Raw genomic sequence first — 19,145 nt, forward strand, 5'->3', positions numbered from 1 at the left:
GAAACGGACGAACTGTGACAAGTCCTATCGACGTTGAGGGCGGAGGGACCCCGGTCGTCGCGGACGGCGAACCACAGCCACCAGCGAAGACCGAGGCGGAGCAGTTAGTCGGCCGGTCACCCGGCCAACTGATGTGGATACGCTTCAAACGCGACCGCACCGGCGTGATCTCGGCCTATGTGGTCGCCTTCTTCTTCCTGGTCGGGCTGTTGGCCCCGGTGATCGCCAACCTGTACGGCAAGAACCCTTACACGGTGTACGCCGACGAGCGCCCCGAACTCTTCGACAGCGCGGGCGTACCGGTCCAGCCCAACGGCGGCATCAGCGGGGAGTTCTGGTTCGGCCTCGAACCCGGCAACGGCTACGACGTCTTCACCAAGCTCCTCTACGGCATCCGGACCTCGCTGATGATCTCCGTCGCGGTCACGCTCGCGACCGTGCTCACCGGCATCCTCCTCGGCGTCACGGCCGGCTATCTCGGCGGCAGGGCGGACTACTGGATCAGCCGGGTCATCGACTTCCTCCTCGCCTTCCCGGCACAGCTGTTCTTCATCGCCAGCATGCCGGTGGTCGTCTCGCTCTTCGTCAGCCCGCGCGACGAGACCCCGGTCTACGTCCGGGTCGTCGCCCTCATCCTCGTGCAGTGGTTCCTGGGCTGGATGAGCCTCGGGCGGATCCTCAGAGGCACCACACTCGCCCTGCGGGAACGGGAGTTCATCGACGCGGCCAAGGTCAGCGGGGCCCCGCCGGGGCGGATCATCCGCAAGGAGATCCTGCCCAACGTGGTCACGCCGATCCTCGTGCAGGGCACCTACATGCTCCCCAACTTCGTGACCGCCGAGGCCGGTCTGTCCTTCCTCGGCGTGGGCATCGTCGAACCGACGCCGGACTGGGGGCAGATGTTCGCCAAGGCGTCCACCGAGCTCGTGATGCAGAACGACATCACCTACATGTTCTTCCCCGGCATCTCGATGATCGTCTTCATCGTGGCGTTCAACCTGCTCGGGGACTCGGTCAGGGACGCCTTCGACCCCAAGACGGCACGCTGACCTCAAGTTCTCGGTTCCTTCGCACTGGTGACAACAGATGGGTGGAAACCAAGTGATGGGTAGGAGCGGACGCCACACACGCGCCGTGATCTCGGTGCTCGCGGCCGGGGTACTCGTGCTGACCGGTTGCAGCTCCGGCGGCAGCAAGAGCGGCGGCAACGACAAGGAGCAGCAGGAGAACGCCGAACGGCAGAAGGCGTTGATCAAGTTCGGTGACGCCGCGGCCTCCAAGGGGCCCGCCGCCGAGGTCCCGGGTGCCAAGCCCGGCGGCACCATCTCGGTGCCCGCCCGCGACAGTTACGCCCACCTCGACCCGGCCCAGATCTATGTGTTCAACGAGATGGGCGTCGCCCTGCTGCTGCACCGAGGGTTAACCGGCTACAAGGCGACCAGCAACGACGGCAAGGAGCATGAGGTCGTCGGCGACCTCGCCACCGACTCCGGCACCACCACGGACGGCGGCAGGACCTGGAAGTACACCCTCAAGGACGGCATCAAGTTCCAGGACGGCTCCGCGATCACCTCCGCGGACATCCGGCACTCCGTCGAGCGGCTCTTCGCCCCCTTCATCAACCAGGGCCCGCCGTATCTCCAGCAGTGGCTGGCCGACACCCCGGGCTCCGACTACCGCAAGCTGCTGCCGGACGGCCCGTTCAAGGGCAAGCACCTGCCCGACAGCGTCCTGGAGACACCGGACGCGAAAACCGTCGTCTTCAAGTTCAAGAAGCCACACCCCGACCTGCCGTACGCGCTGGCCATGACGGGCTACGCGGTTGTCTCCCAGAAGGGCGACACCAAGGAGAAGTACGACAAGGCCCCGGTGGTGTCCGGGCCGTACAAGATCGAGTCCTTCAGGTCCGGCAAGTCGATGGTGCTGGTGAAGAACACCAACTGGGACCCGGCGACCGACCCGATCCGCCACCAGTACGTCGACAGGTTCACCATCACCTTCAACCAGCAGTACGAGGACTCCACCAAGGCCCTCGTCGCCGACAGCGGAACCGACCGGACCGCCGTCAGCTGGCAGAACTCCGTCGACGCGGGCAACCTGTCGAAGGTCCTGGGCGACCCGAAGATGAAGCCCCGCACGGTCATCGGCTACCAGCCGTTCGTCGGCCAGATCAACATCAACCTCAGCCACAAGCCGATGCAGGACAAGAAGGTCCGCGAGGCCATCGCCTACGCCCTGCCGGTCTCGCCGTTCGTGCGGGCCTACGGCGGCAGCGCCGCGATGGAGGTCGCGGGCGGCATCATCAGCCCGACCGTCAGCGGCTACGACCCCTCCTTCGACCCCTGGGGCAAGAAGAAGAACCCCGCGGGTGACCCGGCCAAGGCCAAGAAGCTCCTCGAGGAGGCCGGCAAGGTCGGCACGAAGCTGACCTTCGGCTACGTGAACTCGCAGGAGGGCCAGGCGTACTCCACCGCCATGGCGGCCGGCCTGGAGAAGGCCGGCTTCGACGTCCAGCGCCAGGAGATCCCGGCCGAGACGTACTTCGACCAGGTCAGCAAGCTCAACAACAACTACGACATCTTCCACACCTCGTGGGCCGCCGACTGGCCGTCCGCCTCGACCGTGATCCCGCCGCTGTACGACGGCCGGGTGATCGCCGAGGGTGCGCAGAACTACTCGCAGGTCGACGACCCCAGGATCAACAGCGAGATCGACCGCATCAGCCGGATCGCCGACCCGGCCAAGGCCGCGGCCGAGTGGCAGAAGCTCGCCGAGTACATCGTGAAGGACGTCGTCAACATCGTCCCGACCGCCTACTACAAGCAGGTCCAGATCGCCGGCTCCAAGGTCGGCGGCGTCGTCTACGACGATGTCATCGGCGGCGTCGACCCGCGCCGCCTGTACGTCAAGTAACCCCGCCCGCCCGCACGGCATCCGGCCCGCCCGGCGACGGGCGCGCCGGATGCCCCTCGGCCCGCTGAGAGCTGCCTCTGCCATGCTGCGCTTCCTGCTCCGCCGGTCCCTCGGCGCCGTCGTCATCCTCTTCCTGCTGAGCATCGTCGCGTTCCTGCTGTTCTTCGGGATGCCGCGCGACCCGGCCCTCCTGATGTGCGGCAAGACATGCACCCCGGCCAACCTCGAGAACCTGCACCATGTGCTGGGCCTCGACAAGCCGATCCCCGAGCAGTACTGGATCTTCCTGACCAACCTCGTCATGGGCAGCGACGACTTCGCCCAAGGTCCTTGCCCGGCCCCCTGCTTCGGCTACTCGTACCACTCCAACGAGCAGGTCTGGGGCACCCTGATGGACCGCCTGCCCGCCACCGTCTCGCTCACCCTCGGCGGGGCCGTCTTCTTCCTGGTCATCGGCCTGGGCACCGGACTGATCGCCGCCTGGAAGCGCGGCACGATCGTCGACAAGACCTTCACGGCCGGCGCCATGGTGATCAGCTCGATGCAGATCTACTTCCTCGGCCCGCTGGCCCTCGCGATCCTCGTCTACCAGACCCACGTCTTCGACAAGCCCGCCTACAACGAGTTCACCGAGAATCCCGGCGCCTGGTTCTCGGGGCTGATCATCCCGTGGGTGGTGCTCTCCACGATCTTCGCCTCGCAGTACACCCGTATGGCGCGCTCGTCGATGATCGAGCAACTCCAGGAGGAACACGTCCGCACCGCCCGCGCCAAGGGCATGTCCCGGCGGTACGTCTTCCTCCGCTACGCCTGGCGCGGCTCGCTGATCCCCATCGTCACCATTTTCGGCATCGACCTCGGATCACTGCTCGGCGGTGCCATCATCACGGAGTACACGTTCGGACTTCCGGGGCTCGGGCGGCTGGCGGTGGAGTCGGTGTTCTTCAGCGATCTGCCGCTGCTGCTGGGCGTGATGCTGTTCTCCGCCACCATGATCCTGCTCTGCAACATCGTCGTCGACGCCGCGTACGCCTTCATCGACCCGCGCGTGCGGCTGGCGTAGAAGGAGCACTGACGTGACCACTGTGACCCAGGAAGCCGGCGCCTCCGTCCCGGCCGACGCGGACGCGTTCCTCTCGGTGCGTGACCTGCACGTCAGCTTCAGGACCGAGGACGGTGTCGTACGGGCCGTCGACGGACTCTCCTTCGACCTGGAGCGGGGCAGGACGCTCGGCATCGTCGGCGAGTCGGGCTCAGGGAAGTCCGTCACCAACCTCACCATTCTCGGGCTGCACAACCCCATGTTCACGACAGTGGAGGGTGAAATCCTCCTGGAGGGCCAGGAGCTGACCACCGCCCGCGAGTCCGAGCTGGAGAAGCTGCGCGGCAACAAGGTCGCCATGATCTTCCAGGATCCGCTCACCGCGCTGTCGCCGTACTACACGGTGGGCCGGCAGATCGCCGAGCCGTATATGAAGCACATGCGGGCCTCGAAGAAGGCCGCCTGGGAGCGGGCGGTGGAGATGCTGGGGAAGGTCGGCATCCCCAACCCGCGGCAGCGGGCGAAGGACTACCCCCACCAGTTCTCCGGCGGTATGCGCCAGCGCGCGATGATCGCGATGGCCCTGGTCTGCGACCCCGACCTGCTGATCGCCGACGAGCCGACCACCGCGCTCGACGTCACCGTCCAGGCCCAGATCCTGGACCTGCTGAAGGACCTGCAGCAGGAGTTCGGCTCGGCGATCATCTTCATCACGCACGACCTCGGGGTCATCGCCGACATGGCCGACGACATCATGGTGATGTACGCGGGCAGCGCGGTGGAGCGGGGTACGGTGCACGAGGTGCTGCGGGCGCCGCAACACCCGTACACCTGGGGCCTGTTGAACTCGATGCCCCGCCTGGACTCGGACCCGAACGCCCCGCTGGCCCCCATCCCGGGCGCCCCGCCGTCGCTGCTCCACCCGCCCTCCGGCTGCCGCTTCCATCCCCGCTGCACCTTCCAGGACCGCGTCGGCGGCACCCGCTGTGTCACCGAGGTCCCGTTGCTCGGCCCGGACCGCTCCTCGGCCTGCCACCTCACGGCGGACCAGAAGCGGACCATCTTCACCGAAGAGATCAAGCCCCGACTGCGCTGACGCCACCCGCTCAGCCCCGTCCGAGGAGGACTACCGCTATGACAGAGGACCTCGTCCTCCCCGCTCCCCGCGAAGCCGCCACCGACGTCACCGACGCCCCCGGCGAACCGCTGCTGGTGGTGGAGAAGCTCGTCAAGCACTTCCCCGTCAAGGGCGGCTTCCCGATCCGGCGGACCGTCGGCCAGGTGCAGGCGGTGGACGGCATCGACCTGACCGTGCACGTCGGCGAGAGCTTCGGCCTGGTGGGGGAGTCGGGCTGCGGCAAGTCGACGACCGGACGGCTGATCACCAAGCTCCTGGAGCCGACGGGCGGCAGCATCTCCTACCGGGGCAAGGACATCACCCACGCCACGCGCAGGCAGCTGACGCCGATCCGCTCCGAGATCCAGATGATCTTCCAGGACCCGTACTCCTCGCTGAACCCGCGGCAGACGGTCGGCAAGATCGTCTCGGGTCCGATGGAGATCAACGGGATCGAGCCGGAGGGCGGAAGGGAGAAGCGGGTCAGAGAGCTGCTGGAGATCGTCGGCCTCAACCCGGAGCACTACAACCGCTTCCCGCACGAGTTCTCCGGCGGCCAGCGGCAACGTATCGGCGTGGCACGGGCGTTGGCGCTGGAACCGAAGCTGATCGTGGCGGACGAGCCGGTCTCGGCCCTCGACGTCTCGATCCAGGCGCAGGTCGTGAACCTGCTCCAGAAGGTCCAGCAGGAGCTGGGCATCGCCTTCCTCTTCATCGCCCACGACCTGGCGGTGGTCCGCCACTTCTCGCAGCGCGTGGCGGTGATGTACCTCGGCAAGGTGATCGAGGTCGGCGACCGCGACTCGATCTACACCCGCCCCCGGCACCCCTACACCCACGCCCTGCTGTCCGCCGTGCCCGAGGTGAAGGTGGGCGGCGAAGACGGCGAGGACGGCGAGGAGGTGCCCCAGCGGGAGCGGATCCGCCTCGCCGGTGACGTGCCGTCGCCCATCTCCCCGCCCTCCGGCTGCCGCTTCCGCACCCGCTGCTGGAAGGCCCAGGACAAGTGCGCGACCGAGGAGCCGCCACTGATCCAGATCTCCGGCAACCATGCGGGCCACTTGACGGCCTGCCACTTCCCGGAGGAGCCGACGATCGAGGCACGGGACGAGGACATCGTGCTGGATCCGGCGCTGGCGGCGCTGGAGATGGACGCGGAGAGCTAGGTAGGGCCGGTCTGACAATTCCCGCCTGCCCCGCGGCGTCTGGCACGCACTCCCCCAGAGGGGGGGACCCCCAGCCGCGTTGCCGAACCTCGCGCGGGGGGACCCCCATGACGCCTCGGGGCCCGCCCTCCGGGCGGACGACGGGAATTGTCAGACAGGCCCTAGGCGGCCCGGGCGGCCACGGTGATGATCTCGGGGCTGGTGGGCGTGAGGGGTTCCCGGCCCCAGTCGCCGTACCGCTCGACGACGGTGAAGCCGGCCTCGTGGAGGAAGGCGTCCAGGGCGTCGGGGGCGAGGAAGCGCAGGGTGGTGCGGCTGACGACGGGGGCCTGCCAGTCGTCGCAGTCGAAGGTCTCGGCGAAGGTCACTCTGTCCCCGACGACGGGCCCCTCGACCTCGTGCCACACCCGCACGACACGCCCGTCGTCGTCCGTGGCCTCCCGTACCCGATCCGGCGTCCACACCTCCCAGGCCCGCGCCCCCGGGTTCCGCGTCTCGAACACGAACCGTCCGCCGACGCGCAGCGCGTCGCACACCGCCCGCAATGCCGCGCGCAACTCCTCGTCGCGCACGAGCACCTGAAACGCGTGCCCGGTCATCACGGCCAGGTCGAACCGCCCGCCCCAGCCCCGGGTGAGCAGATCCCCGAGCACCCACTCGACGCCGGTACCGCGCTGCCGTGCCTGGACGAGCATGGCGGCGGCCGGGTCGAGCCCCACGAGCCGCCCGCGGTGGCCGTCCGCACGGGCCTGCCGCAGCAACCGCCCCGTACCGCAACCGACATCGAGCACCGACTCGGCGGACATCACGAGCCCGAGGTAGAAGTCGTCACCCGGCCCCCACGGGTTGAGGGTGTCGTACAACGCGGCGAGCGAGAGATCCGCGAACGACCGATCGACCATTCGGTGCAGTGTGCCACAACTGCCCACCGCCAACTGCCATTTCACGCCCCTCAGCGCACGACCCGCCCCCGCAGCACCATGCGCCGCGGATGCCGCAGCACCCCCGGCTCCCGTCGCGGATCGGCGTCATACACGGTGACGTCGGCGAGCCCGCCCTCGACCAGCCCCGGCAGCCCCAGGAAGTCCCGCGCCGCCCAGCTCGCCGCTCCCACCGCGACATCGGCGGGCAGCCCGGCGGCGATGAGGTGCTCGACCTCGGTGGCGACGTTGCCGAAGGGCGCGGAGTCGGTGCCGGCGAGGACGGTGACGCCGGCGTCGTGGGCCTCGCGGACCCGGCGGATCATGATGCGGTGGCCTTCGTGCCAGAGGTGGCCGCGGGGGTTGTCCTTGATGCGGGGTGCGCTGCGGGCGAAGGCGGTGAGGGTGGGGACGTAGACGGTCCCGTGGCCGGCCATCAGCTCGACGCACTCCTCCGGCATCCCCATCCCGTGCTCGATCGAGTCGATGCCCGCCCGCGCGGCGTTGAGCACACCCTGCGCCGACTGACAGTGCGCGGCGACCCGCCCTCCGGCCGCGTGCACCGCGTCGGTCACGGCGCGCAGGAGGTCGTACGGCACCGGGTCGGCCTCGAAGTCCCAGTCGCCCATGAGCTTGCACCAGCCGTCGTGGGCCTTGGCCTCCGCGACGGCGGCGGCCACGAGGTCATCGGTGACGGTGTGGAAGTCGGCACTCCGGGACAGGCCCGCCCACGCCAGCCAGCGCCCCGCCGTGACCATGCGCGGCGCGTCCGGGGCCTCGCGCAGCCCGTCCGGGATCTCCCCCAGCAGCCCGGGGAACCGCAACGCCGTCGTCCCGGCATCCCGGTGCTCGGCGATCTGCTCGGCGAACGCGCCGGGGTCGAAGACGGGCTCCTCCCCGGACGGGGACCCGGGATGCGTGTGCACGTCGACCAGTCCCGGAAGCAGGTAGCCACCGTCGGCCACCGTCTCCGCCTCGACCGACGGGCGGTCGAAGGTGATGCGGTCGCCGAGGATCCAGAGGTCGCGGGGCGTGTCGTGGGGGAGGACGGTGCCGCGCAGGTGGAGGGCCATCTCGTCAACCTAGTCGCTGAGCAGGGGAAGCGGTCCGGGTTCACGAAAGGGCGTGTGGGTACATCCGTATTCCTGCTGATGCCCGCGACCGGCTGGCCGAGACAGCTGCTGGTGAGGGTCTGTCGCTGCGTGCTTACCTCGTTCGACTCGCCGATTCACTGCTCACACCCGCGGAGCGGGCCCAGCGTGCCGAGCAGGCCCGCGCTGTGCTGCGGGAATGGAACGGTTACGACCCCAGCGAGGAAGAGCAGGCTGAGCTGGATGCCGAGCTCGACCGGAGGCTGGCAGAGGCGGCTGCCCAGTAACCGGACTCCCTGCACGTGATCCTTGACGACACGGCCATGGTCGCCGCCGGAACAGGCAACTTCGGGAAAGGGCCCGCGCCGGTGAGGCGCGGGCCCTCCTGAAGCGGTGTGTCAGATCGCCGGCTCGGGGTCCTTGGAGAGGCGCGCCGCGGGGACCGCCTCCGCCGTCTCCGGGTAGTGGCAGGCCGTCAGATGCCCGGGCTTGTTGCCCTCGACCTGGACCAGCGGCGGGGCCTCGGTCGCGCACTTCTCCGTCGCCTTCCAGCAGCGGGTGCGGAAGCGGCAGCCGGAGGGCGGGTTGATGGGCGAGGGGACGTCGCCCTGGAGGCGGATGCGGTCGCGGGCGGGCGTCTCGTCCACGGTGGCCTCGGGCACGGCGGACAGCAGCGCCCGGGTGTAGGGGTGGCGCGGGTTGCCGTACAGGTCGTCGCGGTCGGCGATCTCGACGATCTTGCCGAGGTACATGACCGCGACGCGCTGCGAGAAGTGCCGGACCACCGCCAGGTCGTGGGCGATGAAGACGAAGGCGATGCCCAGCTCCTGCTGGACCTTCTGCAGCAGGTTCACGACCTGCGCCTGGATGGAGACGTCGAGGGCCGAGACGGGCTCGTCCGCCACGATCAGCTTCGGTTCCAGGGCCAGGGCCCGGGCGACGCCGATGCGCTGGCGCTGGCCGCCGGAGAACTCGTGCGGGAAGCGGTTGTAGTGCTCCGGGTTGAGGCCGACGATCTCCAGCAGCTCACGGACGCGCTTCTCGCGGCCGCCGGCCGGGTTGACGTTGTTGATCTCCATCGGACCCGAGACGATCTTGCCGACCGTCTGGCGCGGGTTCAGCGAGGCGTACGGGTCCTGGAAGATCATCTGGATCTCGGAGCGGATCGGCGCCAGCTGCTTGCGGTTGGCGTGGGTGATGTCCTTGCCCTGGTACGAGACCTTGCCGGCGGTGGGCTCCAGCAGGCGGGTGATCAGGCGCCCGGTCGTCGACTTGCCGCATCCCGACTCGCCGACCAGGCCGAGGCTCTCGCCCTCGCCGACCTGGAAGTCGAGGCCGTCGACGGCCTGGACGTGGCCGACGGTGCGGCGGATCGGGAAGCCGCCCTTGATCGGGAAGTGTTTGGTCAGCCCGGAGACGTCCAGGAGGGGAGTGGTGCTGCTCATGGTGGTGAAATCCCGTCTCTTGTACGTCAGTTGGCGGCGCTGCCGGCCAGGTCGGAGAAGTACTCGCCGCGCTGTTCGGCGGTGAGGTGGCAGGCGGAGCCGCGTCCGTCGACGAGCTCCAGCAGCGGACGCTCCGACGAGCAGAGCCCTCCGTCGACCTTCTCGGCGAAGGTGCACCGCGGGTGGAATCGGCAGCCCGACGGCGGGTTCAGCAGCGACGGCGGCGAGCCCGGGATCGGGTTGAGCGGCACGTCGACCGGGTGGTCCAGGCTCGGCATGGAGCTGAGCAGGCCCCAGGTGTAGGGGTGCTGCGGGTCGCGCAGCACCTCCTTCTTCGTGCCGCGCTCCACGCACCGGCCGCCGTACATCACCAGCACCTCGTCCGCGATGTCGGCGATGACACCGAGGTCGTGCGTGATGAAGATGATCGCCGTGCCGAACTCCTTCTGGAGGTCCTTCAGGAGGTCCATGATCTGGGCCTGGACGGTCACGTCGAGGGCCGTGGTCGGCTCGTCGGCGATCAGCAGCTCCGGGTCGCACACCAGCGCCATGGCGATCATCGCGCGCTGGCGCATACCGCCGGAGAACTGGTGCGGGTAGTCGTCCACCCGGACTTCCGGCTGCGGGATCCCGACCCGCCGCAGCATCTCGATCGCCCGGTCCCGGGCCGCCTTCTTGGAGCAGCCCGTGTGCTTGCGGTACGTCTCACCGATCTGCTTGCCGATGGTGTGGTACGGCGACAGCGAGGTCAGCGCGTCCTGGAAGATCATCGACATCTTGTTGCCGCGGAGCTTCTCCAGCTTCCGCTCCGAGGCGCCGTTCAGCTCTTCGCCGTCCAGGGTGATCGAGCCCTCGACCTTGGTGCTGTCCGGGTTGTGCAGGCCCAGGATGGTCAGGTTGGTGACCGACTTGCCGGACCCGGACTCGCCCACGATGCCCAGCGTCCTGCCGCGAACGAGGTCGAAGGACAGACCGTCGACGGCCTTGACGGTGCCGTCCTCGGTCGAGAAGTGCACCTTCAAGTCCTTGATGGAGAGGAAGGGCTGCTGATCGGTGCTCGTCACGGGGACGCTCCAGTGAGGGGTGATGCGGGGTAGCTGGTGGGGGCGGGGGTCAGGCGAGCCTGATGCGTGGGTCGATCAGGGCGTAGCAGGCGTCGACGAGGATGTTGCAGATCACCACGAAGGACGCTGTGATCACCATGACGCCGAGCAGCATGGGCAGGTCGTTGTTGCCCGCGGACTTGACGGCGAGCAGCCCGATGCCCTGGATGCTGAAGGTCTTCTCGGTGATCATGCCGCCGCCGAGCAGGACGCCCATGTCGATGCCGAAGATGGTGACGATCGGGCCCATCGCGCCACGCCAGGCGAACCGGAAGAACACGTTCTGCCGGGACAGGCCCTTGGCCCGGGCCGTGCGGACGTAGTCCTCGTTGAGCTGCTCGACCATCTGGGAGCGCGTCATACGGGTGTAGTTCGCGGTGAAGATCAGCGCCAGGATCAGCCAGGGCAGCAACAGTCCACTGAACCACTGAGCCGGGTTGTCGGTGAAGGGCGTGTACCCGGGCTGGTCCAGGATCTGCCACTGGTACACCAAGACGTACAGGGCCAGCGTGCCCACGAAGTAGATCTGCATGGACGAGGCGATCAGTGAGGCGCTGCTGGCGAGCTTGTCGGTGGCCTTGCCCTGCTTCAGGGCGGCCACCATGCCGGTGCCGATGCCGAAGATCAGGAACACCACGGACGAGCCGAGGAACAGGGAGAACGTCGTCGGGAACCGGTCCAGGATGGTGCCGAGGACGGGCTCACGGTTGACGAACGAGTAGCCCAGGCAGGGGGCGTCGCAGTTGCCGAAGCCCGGGTAGTCCCGGCCGAGGAAGATGCCCGTCAGCCAGTTCCAGAGCTGGGTCGGCATCGGATCCGCGATCCCCATGTTGTGGCGGATCAGCTCCAGCGTCTCCGGCGTACAGACCTTGCCGCAGGCGATTCGGGCCGGGTCGCGCGGCACCGCGTAGAAGAGCATGAATGTGACCGCGCTGATGATGAACAGCGTGACCACGGCGCCGAGGAACCGGCGGACGAGGAAGCGAAGCATGGGGAGTGGCTTTCCTGGGAGGGCCGTCGTGCGGAGAGGCCGGACCGGGGTTTCCGGGGGCCACGGTGGACGAGCCGAGGGTGGGGCGGCCGAAGCCGCCCCACCTCTCAGGTGTGGATCAGGACTTGACGTACAGCTTGTAGAGCATGCAACCGTCGAAGTTCGGGTCCATCTTCACATTGCCGAGCTTGGAGCCGTGCATGTAGATGCGGCGCATGTACACGTCGGGAATGAACGCGCCGGTCTCGGTGACCTGCTTGTCCAGGGCGGCCCACATCTTGTTGGCCTTGTCCTGGTCGGCCTCGGCGGTCGCGGCCTTGATGGCGGCGTCGACGGCCGGGTCCTTGAGGTGCGAGTAGTTTGAGCCCTGCTCGACGACCTGGGTGCTCTCGAACAGCGGCTGGAACACCGAGTAACCGGTCGGCCAGTCGGCGGACCAGCCACCCCAGTACACGTCGAAGCCGTTGTCGAGCTTGCCGATCTGGTCGTACCAGGTGGTGGAGTCGATGGCCTTGGTGACGACCTCGAAACCGGCTGCCTTCAGCGCGTTCTCGATGACGACCTTGATCTTCGTCTGCTGCGGGTCCTGCTGGTAGGCGTAGACGACCTTGTAACCAGACTTGCCGGCCTTCTTCAGGACCTCCTTGGCAGCCTTCGGGTCGCCCGCCGGGTTCTTCAGCTTGCCCCAGACGTCCTGCGACTCGTAGCCGGCCACGAGCGGGCTCATGATGCCGGTCGCGTAGTCACCGCGGACCTCGCCGCCCAGCAACTGACGGATGCCGGCGGTCGGCCAGGCCTTGATGAGGGCCTCGCGGACGGCCTTGTCCTCGACCCGGGTGGTGTTGATCCAGTAGCAGCTGACGCCGCTGCCCAGCTCCTCGAAGATCCGGTCCTTGGCCTCGGCGCGAGCCTTCTGCAGACGCTCCTGCGGGATGGTGCGCCAGCTGACGGCGTACTGGTCCTTGCCGGCGTCGGCCAGCAGACGGTCGATGGCCGTCAGCTGCTCGATGCCGAACGCGAAGTCGAACTGGTCCGGGTAGGCGTTGCGGATCGGGTCGGTGGCCGGGTCCCAGTTCTCGTTGCGGACCAGGACCATCGACTTGTCGGTGGTGTGCGACTTGATCTTGTAAGGACCGTTGGAGACAGGCTTCTTGTCGTAGTCCTGCTTCGCGTCCTTCTTCACCGGGGTCGGCGCGTAGGAGTGCATCGCGAGGACGTAGTTGAAGTCGGGACGGGCCTCGGAGAGGTGGAAGGTGATGGTCTTCCCGCTCACCTCGATCGACTTCAGGTGCTTGCCCTTGTACGGGCCCGAGTACGACTTGCGGTACTCCGAGGTGCCGGACAGCCAGATCTGGGCGTAGCTGGCGCCCTCGGTGATGAAGTCGGAGTAGGCGCGCTCGAAGCCGTGGCGGACGTCGTCGACGGTGACGTCGGAGCCGTCCTCCCACTTGACGCCGTCCTTCAGGGTGAAGGACCACTTCTTGCCGCCGTCCTCCATGGTGCCCGTGTCGGTGGCGAGGTCGCCGACCAGGGTCATGGAGCCGTCGTCGGCGATCTTGTAGCCGGTCAGGGTGCGGGAGAGGACGACCGCGGCCAGCGAGTTCCAGGCGTAGTAGATGCGCTGCGGGTCGAGGTGCGAGAAGTCGTCGTCGTTCAGCAGGTAGACGGTGCCGCCCTTCTTCGCCCCGGAGACCTCGGGGGCCGGGCCCTTGGAGTCCTCGGCGGTACCGATCTTGATCTCGGTCGCGTTGGCCTTGGCTGCGTCCTGCTTGCCGCCACCGGTGTTGTTGGTGGTGTCGCCGCTGCTGCACGCGGTCAGCACGGAGCCCGACGCCGCTGCAACGCCCGTGGCTATCAGGAAGTTTCTACGCGAGAAGGACATCGCATCCTGCCTTCGAAATGAGAGTGATGAGAGAGATCCGGCACCCCGGCGTCTTTGCCGTGGTCCTGAAAAGAGCCGGAATCAGCGCTTGGTCTTCGGGTCGAGTGCATCGCGCACCGAGTCGCCGAGGAGGTTGAACGCCAGGACGAAGATCACCATGGACACCCCAGGGAAGAGCAGGAAGGTGATGTCGTCCTGGTAGATCTGGGCGGCGCGTCCGATCATGACGCCCCAGTCCGGAGTGGATTCGTCGAGGCCGACGCCGAGGAAGGCCAGACCGGCCTCCGTGGTGACCATCATCGGGAGATTGAGGGTTGCCTGGATCAGGATCGGAGTCCAGAGATTGGGCAGCAGCTCCTTGAAGATGATGCGTGCCGGAGACGCGCCCGTGACCTTGGCGGCCTCGACGAACTCCCGCTCGCGCAGGGCCAGTACCTGGCCGCGCAGCAGTCGGGCGATGGAGGCCCAGCCGAAGATGGTGAGCAGGCCAATGAGGCAGGCGACGGTCAGCCAGACCGGCGTGTTCTCGTCGGGTGCGACGAACAGGGCGATGACCACGGGGGTGAAGGCCACGAAGAACAGCTGGGACGGGAAGGCCAGCAGGATGTCGATGACCCGGCCGATGAACCAGTCCGTCTTGCCGCCGACATAGCCCGCGGTGACACCGATCACGACACCGATGATCACGACGAGGACCGTGATGGCCGTGGCGATCAGCAGCGAGTTGCGGATGCCGTACAGCAGGAACGTGAAGACGTCCCGACCCAGTCCCGGTTCGACGCCGAACCAGAACTCGCTGTCGATACCGCCGTTCGGCTTCACCGGGAAGCCGTTGTCGCCCAGCAGCCCAGGCGTCGAGAAGCCGTACGTCGTGTACGGATCCTTCCCGTACAGCTTGGCTATCAGCGGGGCGCACAGCGCGACCACGAAGAAGAAGATCACGATGCAGGCCGCGATGACGCCCGTGCGGTCCCGTTTGAAGCGTCGCCAAGCCAGCTGTCCCGGTGACTTGCTCTCGTTGGCCGAGGGGGCGGGAGAAGTGATCGACTTCTCGGCGCTCTCTTCGGTCACCTCAAGCGGGGCAGCCGCTGATGGAGTTGGGGGGGTCATGGTGCTCCTGGCCCAAGGGAGGGTCTGATGACTCCGCAGGGCACGCTCCCCTACGGGCTACGCCGGACTTTTTCAACGCAATTCATTCAAGGTCAATAAATTCTCGGGCGGCTTGGTTGTCTCTTTACGTTTTTTACGCTGCCTTTACCATTCCGTAGCTACGCGGGTAGCGCAACGTAATCGAGTCGTGCCTTGACTCGGACCAACTGGACTAATCGGGCAATGAGTTCGTTATGCGGACGGTCCAGTGCCGAAATGCGTACATCGAGGGGTCGTAATCCAACGGTTCTGCATCGGAACGTGAAGATCCATTGCGCGGTGCACGGAAGATCCACCGGGTCGGGGAGGAGAAGTCCGTTTCGTCGCCCGCGGGGGGTGCGTGCATCCGGATGGTGTGTTGCTCCATTGGCCGGATCCGGTGTGCGATATGTGCCTTTTGACTCGATATTGGCCCGTAATGGATCAATGGCCAGAGGAGGCACCCCATGCGTGGAGCCACGAACGCCGGATGGGCCGCGTGCGCGGTGGCGGTCGCGCTCGCGGCGACGGCCTGCGGAGGCGGAAGTGACAGCGGTGGTGACGGCCGCGCGGTGCTCAGCTCCTCGTGGACCGATCCGCAGAACCCGCTGGAGCCGGCCAACACCAACGAGGTGCAGGGCGGCAAGGTGCTCTCCATGATCTTCCGCGGGCTCAAGCAGTACGACCCGAAGACCGGCGAGGCCGAGGACATGGTCGCCGAGCGGATCGAGACCACCGACTCGCAGAACTACTCCGTCACGATCAAGGACGGCTGGACCTTCAGCAACGGCGAGAAGGTCACCGCCAAGTCCTTCGTGGACGCCTGGAACTACGGGGCGAGCCTGAAGAACAACCAGAAGAACGCCTACTTCTTCAGCTACATCGAGGGCTACGACAAGGTCCACCCGGCCCAGGGCGCGCAGAGCGCCGAGACGATGTCCGGGCTGAAGGTCACCGGCGAGCGGACCTTCACGGTCAGGCTCAGCCAGAAGTTCTCGAGCTTCCCCGACACCCTCGGCTACAACGCCTTCGTCCCGCTGCCCCGGGCGTTCTACGACGACCACGACGGCTGGCTGGCCAAGCCGGTCGGCAACGGCCCGTATGCCGTGGAGTCGTACACCAAGGGCTCTCAGATGCGCCTGACGAAGTGGGACGCCTACCCGGGCGAGGACGCGGCGCAGAACGCCGGTGTCACCCTCAAGGTCTACACGGACAACAACACGGCCTACACCGACCTGATGGCCGGCAACCTCGACCTCGTCGACGACGTACCGGCCCAGCAGCTGAAGAACGTCGCGAACGACCTCGGCGACCGCTACCTCAACACCCCCGCCGGCATCATCCAGACGCTCGCCTTCCCCTTCTACGACAGGAACTGGAACAAGGCCGGCTCGGTCAAGGTCCGCAAAGGGCTGTCCCGGGCGATCAACCGCGAGCAGATCACCGACACGATCTTCCAGAAGACCCGCACCCCCGCCACCGACTGGACCTCGCCCGTCCTCGGGGCGGAAGGCGGCTACAAGGAGGGGCTGTGCGGCGAGTGGTGCGAGTACGACGCCGACGCGGCCAAGAAGCTGATCGAGGAGGGCGGCGGGCTGCCCGGCGGCCAGGTGAAGATCACGTACAACGCGGACACCGGCTCCCACAAGCTGTGGGTGGACGCCGTCTGCAACTCCATCAACAACGCCCTGGACAACGACCGGGCCTGCGTCGGCAACCCGATCGGCACCTTCGCCGACTTCCGGAGCAAGAGCACGACCCAGAAGCTCTCCGGCCCCTTCCGGGCGGGCTGGCAGATGGACTACCCCCTCACCCAGAACTTCCTCCAGCCGCTCTACTACACCAACGCCTCCTCCAACGACGGCAAGTGGTCCAACAAGGAGTTCGACAGGCTCGTCGACGAGGCGAACGCCGAGACCGACCCCGCCACGGCCGTGGAGATGTTCCAGAAGGCCGAGGCGGTCGTCCGGGACAACATGGCGGCCATCCCGCTCTGGTACCAGAACGGCAGCGCCGGCTGGTCCGAGCGGCTGTCGAACGTGGCCCTCAACCCGTTCAGCGTCCCCGTCTACGACCAGATCAAGGTCGGCTGAGCCCGTCATGGGGCGGTACGTCGTCCGGCGTCTGGTGCAGATGGTCCCGGTGTTCATCGGGTCGACCCTGCTGATCTTCCTCATGGTGAACGTGATGGGCGACCCCATCGCGGGCCTGTGCGGCGACCGGCAGTGCGACGCGGCGACGGCGGCTCAGCTGAAGAAGGAGTTCGGCCTCGACCAGCCCGTGTGGCAGCAGTACCTGACCTACATGGGGAACGTCTTCACCGGAGACTTCGGTACGGCGTTCAACGGCCAGGAAGTCACCGAGCTGATGTCGACGGCCTTCCCGGTCACCATCCGGCTCACCGTCGTGGCGATCTGCTTCGAGGTCCTCATCGGGATCACGCTGGGCGTGGTCACCGGCCTGCGCCGCGGCCGCCCCATCGACACCGGGGTCCTCCTCCTCACCCTCGTCGTCATTTCCGTCCCCACCTTCGTCACGGGCCTGCTGCTCCAGCTGCTGCTCGGCGTGGAACGGAACTGGATCCGCCCCTCCGTCTCCCCGGAAGCCCCCTTCGGCGAGCTGATCGTCCCCGGGCTCGTCCTCGCCTCGGTCTCCCTGGCTTACGTCACCCGCCTGACCCGTACGTCCATCGCGGAGAACCGGCGCTCCGACTACGTCCGTACGGCCATCGCCAAGGGCCTGCCGAGGCACCGAGTCGTCACCCGGCACCTGCTCCGCAACTCCCTCATCCCCGTCGTCACCTTCATCGGAGCCGACATCGGGTTCCTCATGGGCGGCGCGATCGTCACCGAGCGGATCTTCAACATCCACGGCGTCGGCTACCAGCTCTACCAGGGCATCCTGCGCCAGAACACCCAGACGGTCGTCGGCTTCGTGACGGTCCTCGTCCTCGTCTTCCTCCTCTGCAACCTGGTCGTCGACCTCCTGTACGCCGTACTCGACCCGAGGATCCGCTATGCCTGACCAGCCGTTCCAGTTCGAGGGCGCGATCGCCGGCAGCGCAACGGGCGGCGCGACAGGCCTGACGGCGAGCGGGGCCGAGCCGTCGGGCAGACCCCCGGGTGGCCCTGAGGGCAAGGGCCCCGACGGACTGGGACCGGACCTGTCGCCCGCCTCCACCGGACGGGCCCGCAGCCTGTGGTCCGACGCCTGGAGCGATCTGCGCCGCAACCCCGTCTTCATCGTCTCGGCCCTGATCATCCTCTTCCTGCTCTTCATCTCCCTCTGGCCCTCGGCCATCGCCCCCGGCAGCCCCCTCAAGTGCGACCTCGCCAAGGCCCAGCAGGGTTCCGCACCCGGCCATCCCTTCGGCTACGACGGCCAGGGCTGCGACGTCTACACGCGCACGGTCCACGGCGCCCGTACGTCCGTCACGGTCGGCGTCTGCGCCACGCTCGGGGTCGCGATCCTCGGCTCGGTACTGGGCGCGCTCGCCGGGTTCTTCGGCGGCCTGGGGGACTCGGTCCTCTCCCGCGTCACCGACGTCTTCTTCGCCATCCCGGTCATCCTCGGCGGCCTGGTCCTGCTGTCGGTGGTGACCAGCAACTCCGTCTGGCCGGTCATCGGCTTCATTGTGCTGCTCGGCTGGCCGCAGCTCTCCCGCATCGCCCGCGGCGCGGTCATCACCGCCAAACAGAACGACTACGTGCAGGCCGCCCGCGCCCTGGGCGCCTCCAACTCCCGCCTTCTGCTGCGCCACATCGCGCCCAACGCCATCGCCCCGGTGATCGTGGTCGCCACCATCGCACTCGGCACGTACATCGCTCTGGAGGCCACCCTGTCCTACCTCGGCGTAGGCCTGAAACCCCCGAGCGTCTCCTGGGGCATCGACATCTCCGCGGCCTCCCCCTACATCCGCAACGCCCCCCACGCCCTCCTGTGGCCCTCCGGCGCCCTGGCCGTCACGGTCCTGGCCTTCATCATGCTGGGCGACGCGGTGCGCGACGCCCTGGATCCGAAGCTGAGGTGAGGGCGTGGTGGCGATGGCACGGGGCGAGTGGGGGCGCCGGTCTTGTCACGCCTTCCGGCGCGCCGCCGGTCGCGGTCCTGGACCTGGCCCTGTTCCTCAGCATGCTCGGCGACGCGGCGGGCGATGCCCGGGATCCGAGGCCGAGGTGAGGGAGCGGTGGGTTGCTGGTCGGGGACGTGGTTGGGGGGCGAGGACGGCTTGTCGTGTGCCCCGCGCCCTCCGACGCCCTGGCGCGTGCCGGCCTTCGTGCTCGACGGCGGGACCGGTCTTTGGCGTTGCCGACGGTGTGGTGGCGCTGGTGCGGGGCGGGGCGGGGT

General features: G+C 67.7%; 16 protein-coding genes. 9 read left to right on the plus strand and 7 right to left on the minus strand.

Annotated elements, in window-relative coordinates; genetic code table 11:
• Window positions 1-14: 14 nt before the first annotated feature.
• The 5 genes from ADL12_RS26505 to ADL12_RS26525 all read left to right on the plus strand — a co-directional run bounded on the left by ADL12_RS26505 (window position 15) and on the right by ADL12_RS26525 (window position 6,238).
• The gene (locus ADL12_RS26505) at window positions 15-1,049 is read left to right on the plus strand and encodes an ABC transporter permease (protein WP_062705938.1); all 1,035 of its coding nucleotides are present in this window, start codon (window positions 15-17) and stop codon (window positions 1,047-1,049) included.
• 55 nt (window positions 1,050-1,104) lie between these two features.
• On the plus strand, window positions 1,105-2,913 hold the full coding sequence (locus ADL12_RS26510) for an ABC transporter substrate-binding protein (RefSeq protein ID WP_062705941.1): 1,809 nt from the start codon (window positions 1,105-1,107) through the stop codon (window positions 2,911-2,913).
• Window positions 2,914-2,995: 82 nt separating this feature from the next.
• Window positions 2,996-3,976: an ABC transporter permease gene (locus tag ADL12_RS26515; protein ID WP_062705945.1), complete on the plus strand. Its 981-nt coding sequence runs from the start codon at window positions 2,996-2,998 to the stop codon at window positions 3,974-3,976.
• Window positions 3,977-3,989: 13 nt separating this feature from the next.
• Window positions 3,990-5,051: an ABC transporter ATP-binding protein gene (locus ADL12_RS26520; RefSeq protein ID WP_062705949.1), complete on the plus strand. Its 1,062-nt coding sequence runs from the start codon at window positions 3,990-3,992 to the stop codon at window positions 5,049-5,051.
• A gap of 38 nt (window positions 5,052-5,089) precedes the next feature.
• Window positions 5,090-6,238 (plus strand): ABC transporter ATP-binding protein, encoded by a 1,149-nt coding sequence (locus ADL12_RS26525; protein ID WP_062705952.1) that lies wholly within the window; start codon window positions 5,090-5,092, stop codon window positions 6,236-6,238.
• Window positions 6,239-6,399: 161 nt separating this feature from the next.
• Here ADL12_RS26525 and ADL12_RS26530 read toward each other — a convergent pair whose 3' ends face one another.
• Both ADL12_RS26530 and ADL12_RS26535 read right to left on the minus strand, forming a co-directional pair.
• Complete coding sequence (locus ADL12_RS26530) at window positions 6,400-7,140, minus strand: class I SAM-dependent methyltransferase (protein ID WP_062705955.1); 741 nt, start codon at window positions 7,138-7,140, stop codon at window positions 6,400-6,402.
• A 50-nt stretch (window positions 7,141-7,190) separates the two neighbouring features.
• A complete protein-coding gene (locus ADL12_RS26535) occupies window positions 7,191-8,231 on the minus strand; it encodes an amidohydrolase family protein (protein WP_062705958.1) in 1,041 nt (346 codons plus the stop codon).
• A 62-nt stretch (window positions 8,232-8,293) separates the two neighbouring features.
• Between ADL12_RS26535 and ADL12_RS56830 the strand changes: the two genes are divergently transcribed.
• The gene (locus tag ADL12_RS56830; protein WP_079052296.1) at window positions 8,294-8,536 is read left to right on the plus strand and encodes a hypothetical protein; all 243 of its coding nucleotides are present in this window, start codon (window positions 8,294-8,296) and stop codon (window positions 8,534-8,536) included.
• A gap of 111 nt (window positions 8,537-8,647) precedes the next feature.
• On the opposite strand, the gene ADL12_RS26540 is transcribed toward ADL12_RS56830, so the two are convergent.
• The 5 genes from ADL12_RS26540 to ADL12_RS26560 form a co-directional block, all read right to left on the minus strand.
• On the minus strand, window positions 8,648-9,694 hold the full coding sequence (locus ADL12_RS26540) for an ABC transporter ATP-binding protein (RefSeq protein WP_062705961.1): 1,047 nt from the start codon (window positions 9,692-9,694) through the stop codon (window positions 8,648-8,650).
• Between the two features lie 26 nt (window positions 9,695-9,720).
• Entirely contained in the window at window positions 9,721-10,758 is a 1,038-nt protein-coding gene (locus tag ADL12_RS26545) for an ABC transporter ATP-binding protein (protein ID WP_062705964.1), read from the minus strand.
• Window positions 10,759-10,807: 49 nt separating this feature from the next.
• Window positions 10,808-11,788, minus strand: coding sequence for an ABC transporter permease (locus tag ADL12_RS26550; protein WP_062705967.1), 981 nt, complete (start codon window positions 11,786-11,788; stop codon window positions 10,808-10,810).
• 118 nt (window positions 11,789-11,906) lie between these two features.
• Window positions 11,907-13,670 (minus strand): ABC transporter substrate-binding protein, encoded by a 1,764-nt coding sequence (locus ADL12_RS26555; protein ID WP_062705970.1) that lies wholly within the window; start codon window positions 13,668-13,670, stop codon window positions 11,907-11,909.
• Window positions 13,671-13,751: 81 nt separating this feature from the next.
• On the minus strand, window positions 13,752-14,780 hold the full coding sequence (locus ADL12_RS26560) for an ABC transporter permease (RefSeq protein ID WP_208614624.1): 1,029 nt from the start codon (window positions 14,778-14,780) through the stop codon (window positions 13,752-13,754).
• A gap of 485 nt (window positions 14,781-15,265) precedes the next feature.
• Here ADL12_RS26560 and ADL12_RS26565 point away from each other — a divergent pair, with 485 nt between their 5' ends.
• The 3 genes from ADL12_RS26565 to ADL12_RS26575 are packed head-to-tail and all read left to right on the plus strand — an operon-like array spanning window position 15,266 to window position 18,828.
• Window positions 15,266-16,891 carry a peptide ABC transporter substrate-binding protein gene (locus tag ADL12_RS26565; RefSeq protein WP_062705977.1) on the plus strand — a complete coding sequence of 542 codons (1,626 nt, stop codon included), beginning with the start codon at window positions 15,266-15,268 and terminating at the stop codon, window positions 16,889-16,891.
• A 7-nt stretch (window positions 16,892-16,898) separates the two neighbouring features.
• Window positions 16,899-17,822 (plus strand): ABC transporter permease, encoded by a 924-nt coding sequence (locus ADL12_RS26570; protein WP_062705981.1) that lies wholly within the window; start codon window positions 16,899-16,901, stop codon window positions 17,820-17,822.
• Entirely contained in the window at window positions 17,815-18,828 is a 1,014-nt protein-coding gene (locus tag ADL12_RS26575) for an ABC transporter permease (RefSeq protein WP_062705984.1), read from the plus strand. The genes ADL12_RS26570 and ADL12_RS26575 overlap by 8 nt, the downstream gene beginning before the upstream one ends.
• Window positions 18,829-19,145 lie beyond the last annotated feature (317 nt).

The sequence above is a fragment of the Streptomyces regalis genome, from assembly GCF_001509475.1.
Taxonomy (GTDB): domain Bacteria; phylum Actinomycetota; class Actinomycetes; order Streptomycetales; family Streptomycetaceae; genus Streptomyces; species Streptomyces regalis.

Excerpts from the sequence above, each read along its gene's own strand:
- ADL12_RS26555 (WP_062705970.1), bottom strand. The coding sequence starts at position 13,670 with ATGTCCTTCTCGCGTAGAAACTTCCTGATAGCCACGGGCGTTGCAGCG.
- ADL12_RS26530 (WP_062705955.1), bottom strand. The coding sequence starts at position 7,140 with ATGGTCGATCGGTCGTTCGCGGATCTCTCGCTCGCCGCGTTGTACGAC.
- ADL12_RS26550 (WP_062705967.1), bottom strand. The coding sequence starts at position 11,788 with ATGCTTCGCTTCCTCGTCCGCCGGTTCCTCGGCGCCGTGGTCACGCTG.
- ADL12_RS26540 (WP_062705961.1), bottom strand. The coding sequence starts at position 9,694 with ATGAGCAGCACCACTCCCCTCCTGGACGTCTCCGGGCTGACCAAACAC.
- ADL12_RS26510 (WP_062705941.1), top strand. The coding sequence starts at position 1,105 with ATGGGTAGGAGCGGACGCCACACACGCGCCGTGATCTCGGTGCTCGCG.
- ADL12_RS26560 (WP_208614624.1), bottom strand. The coding sequence starts at position 14,780 with ATGACCCCCCCAACTCCATCAGCGGCTGCCCCGCTTGAGGTGACCGAA.
- ADL12_RS26525 (WP_062705952.1), top strand. The coding sequence starts at position 5,090 with ATGACAGAGGACCTCGTCCTCCCCGCTCCCCGCGAAGCCGCCACCGAC.
- ADL12_RS26515 (WP_062705945.1), top strand. The coding sequence starts at position 2,996 with ATGCTGCGCTTCCTGCTCCGCCGGTCCCTCGGCGCCGTCGTCATCCTC.
- ADL12_RS26570 (WP_062705981.1), top strand. The coding sequence starts at position 16,899 with ATGGGGCGGTACGTCGTCCGGCGTCTGGTGCAGATGGTCCCGGTGTTC.
- ADL12_RS26575 (WP_062705984.1), top strand. The coding sequence starts at position 17,815 with ATGCCTGACCAGCCGTTCCAGTTCGAGGGCGCGATCGCCGGCAGCGCA.
- ADL12_RS26535 (WP_062705958.1), bottom strand. The coding sequence starts at position 8,231 with ATGGCCCTCCACCTGCGCGGCACCGTCCTCCCCCACGACACGCCCCGC.
- ADL12_RS26565 (WP_062705977.1), top strand. The coding sequence starts at position 15,266 with ATGCGTGGAGCCACGAACGCCGGATGGGCCGCGTGCGCGGTGGCGGTC.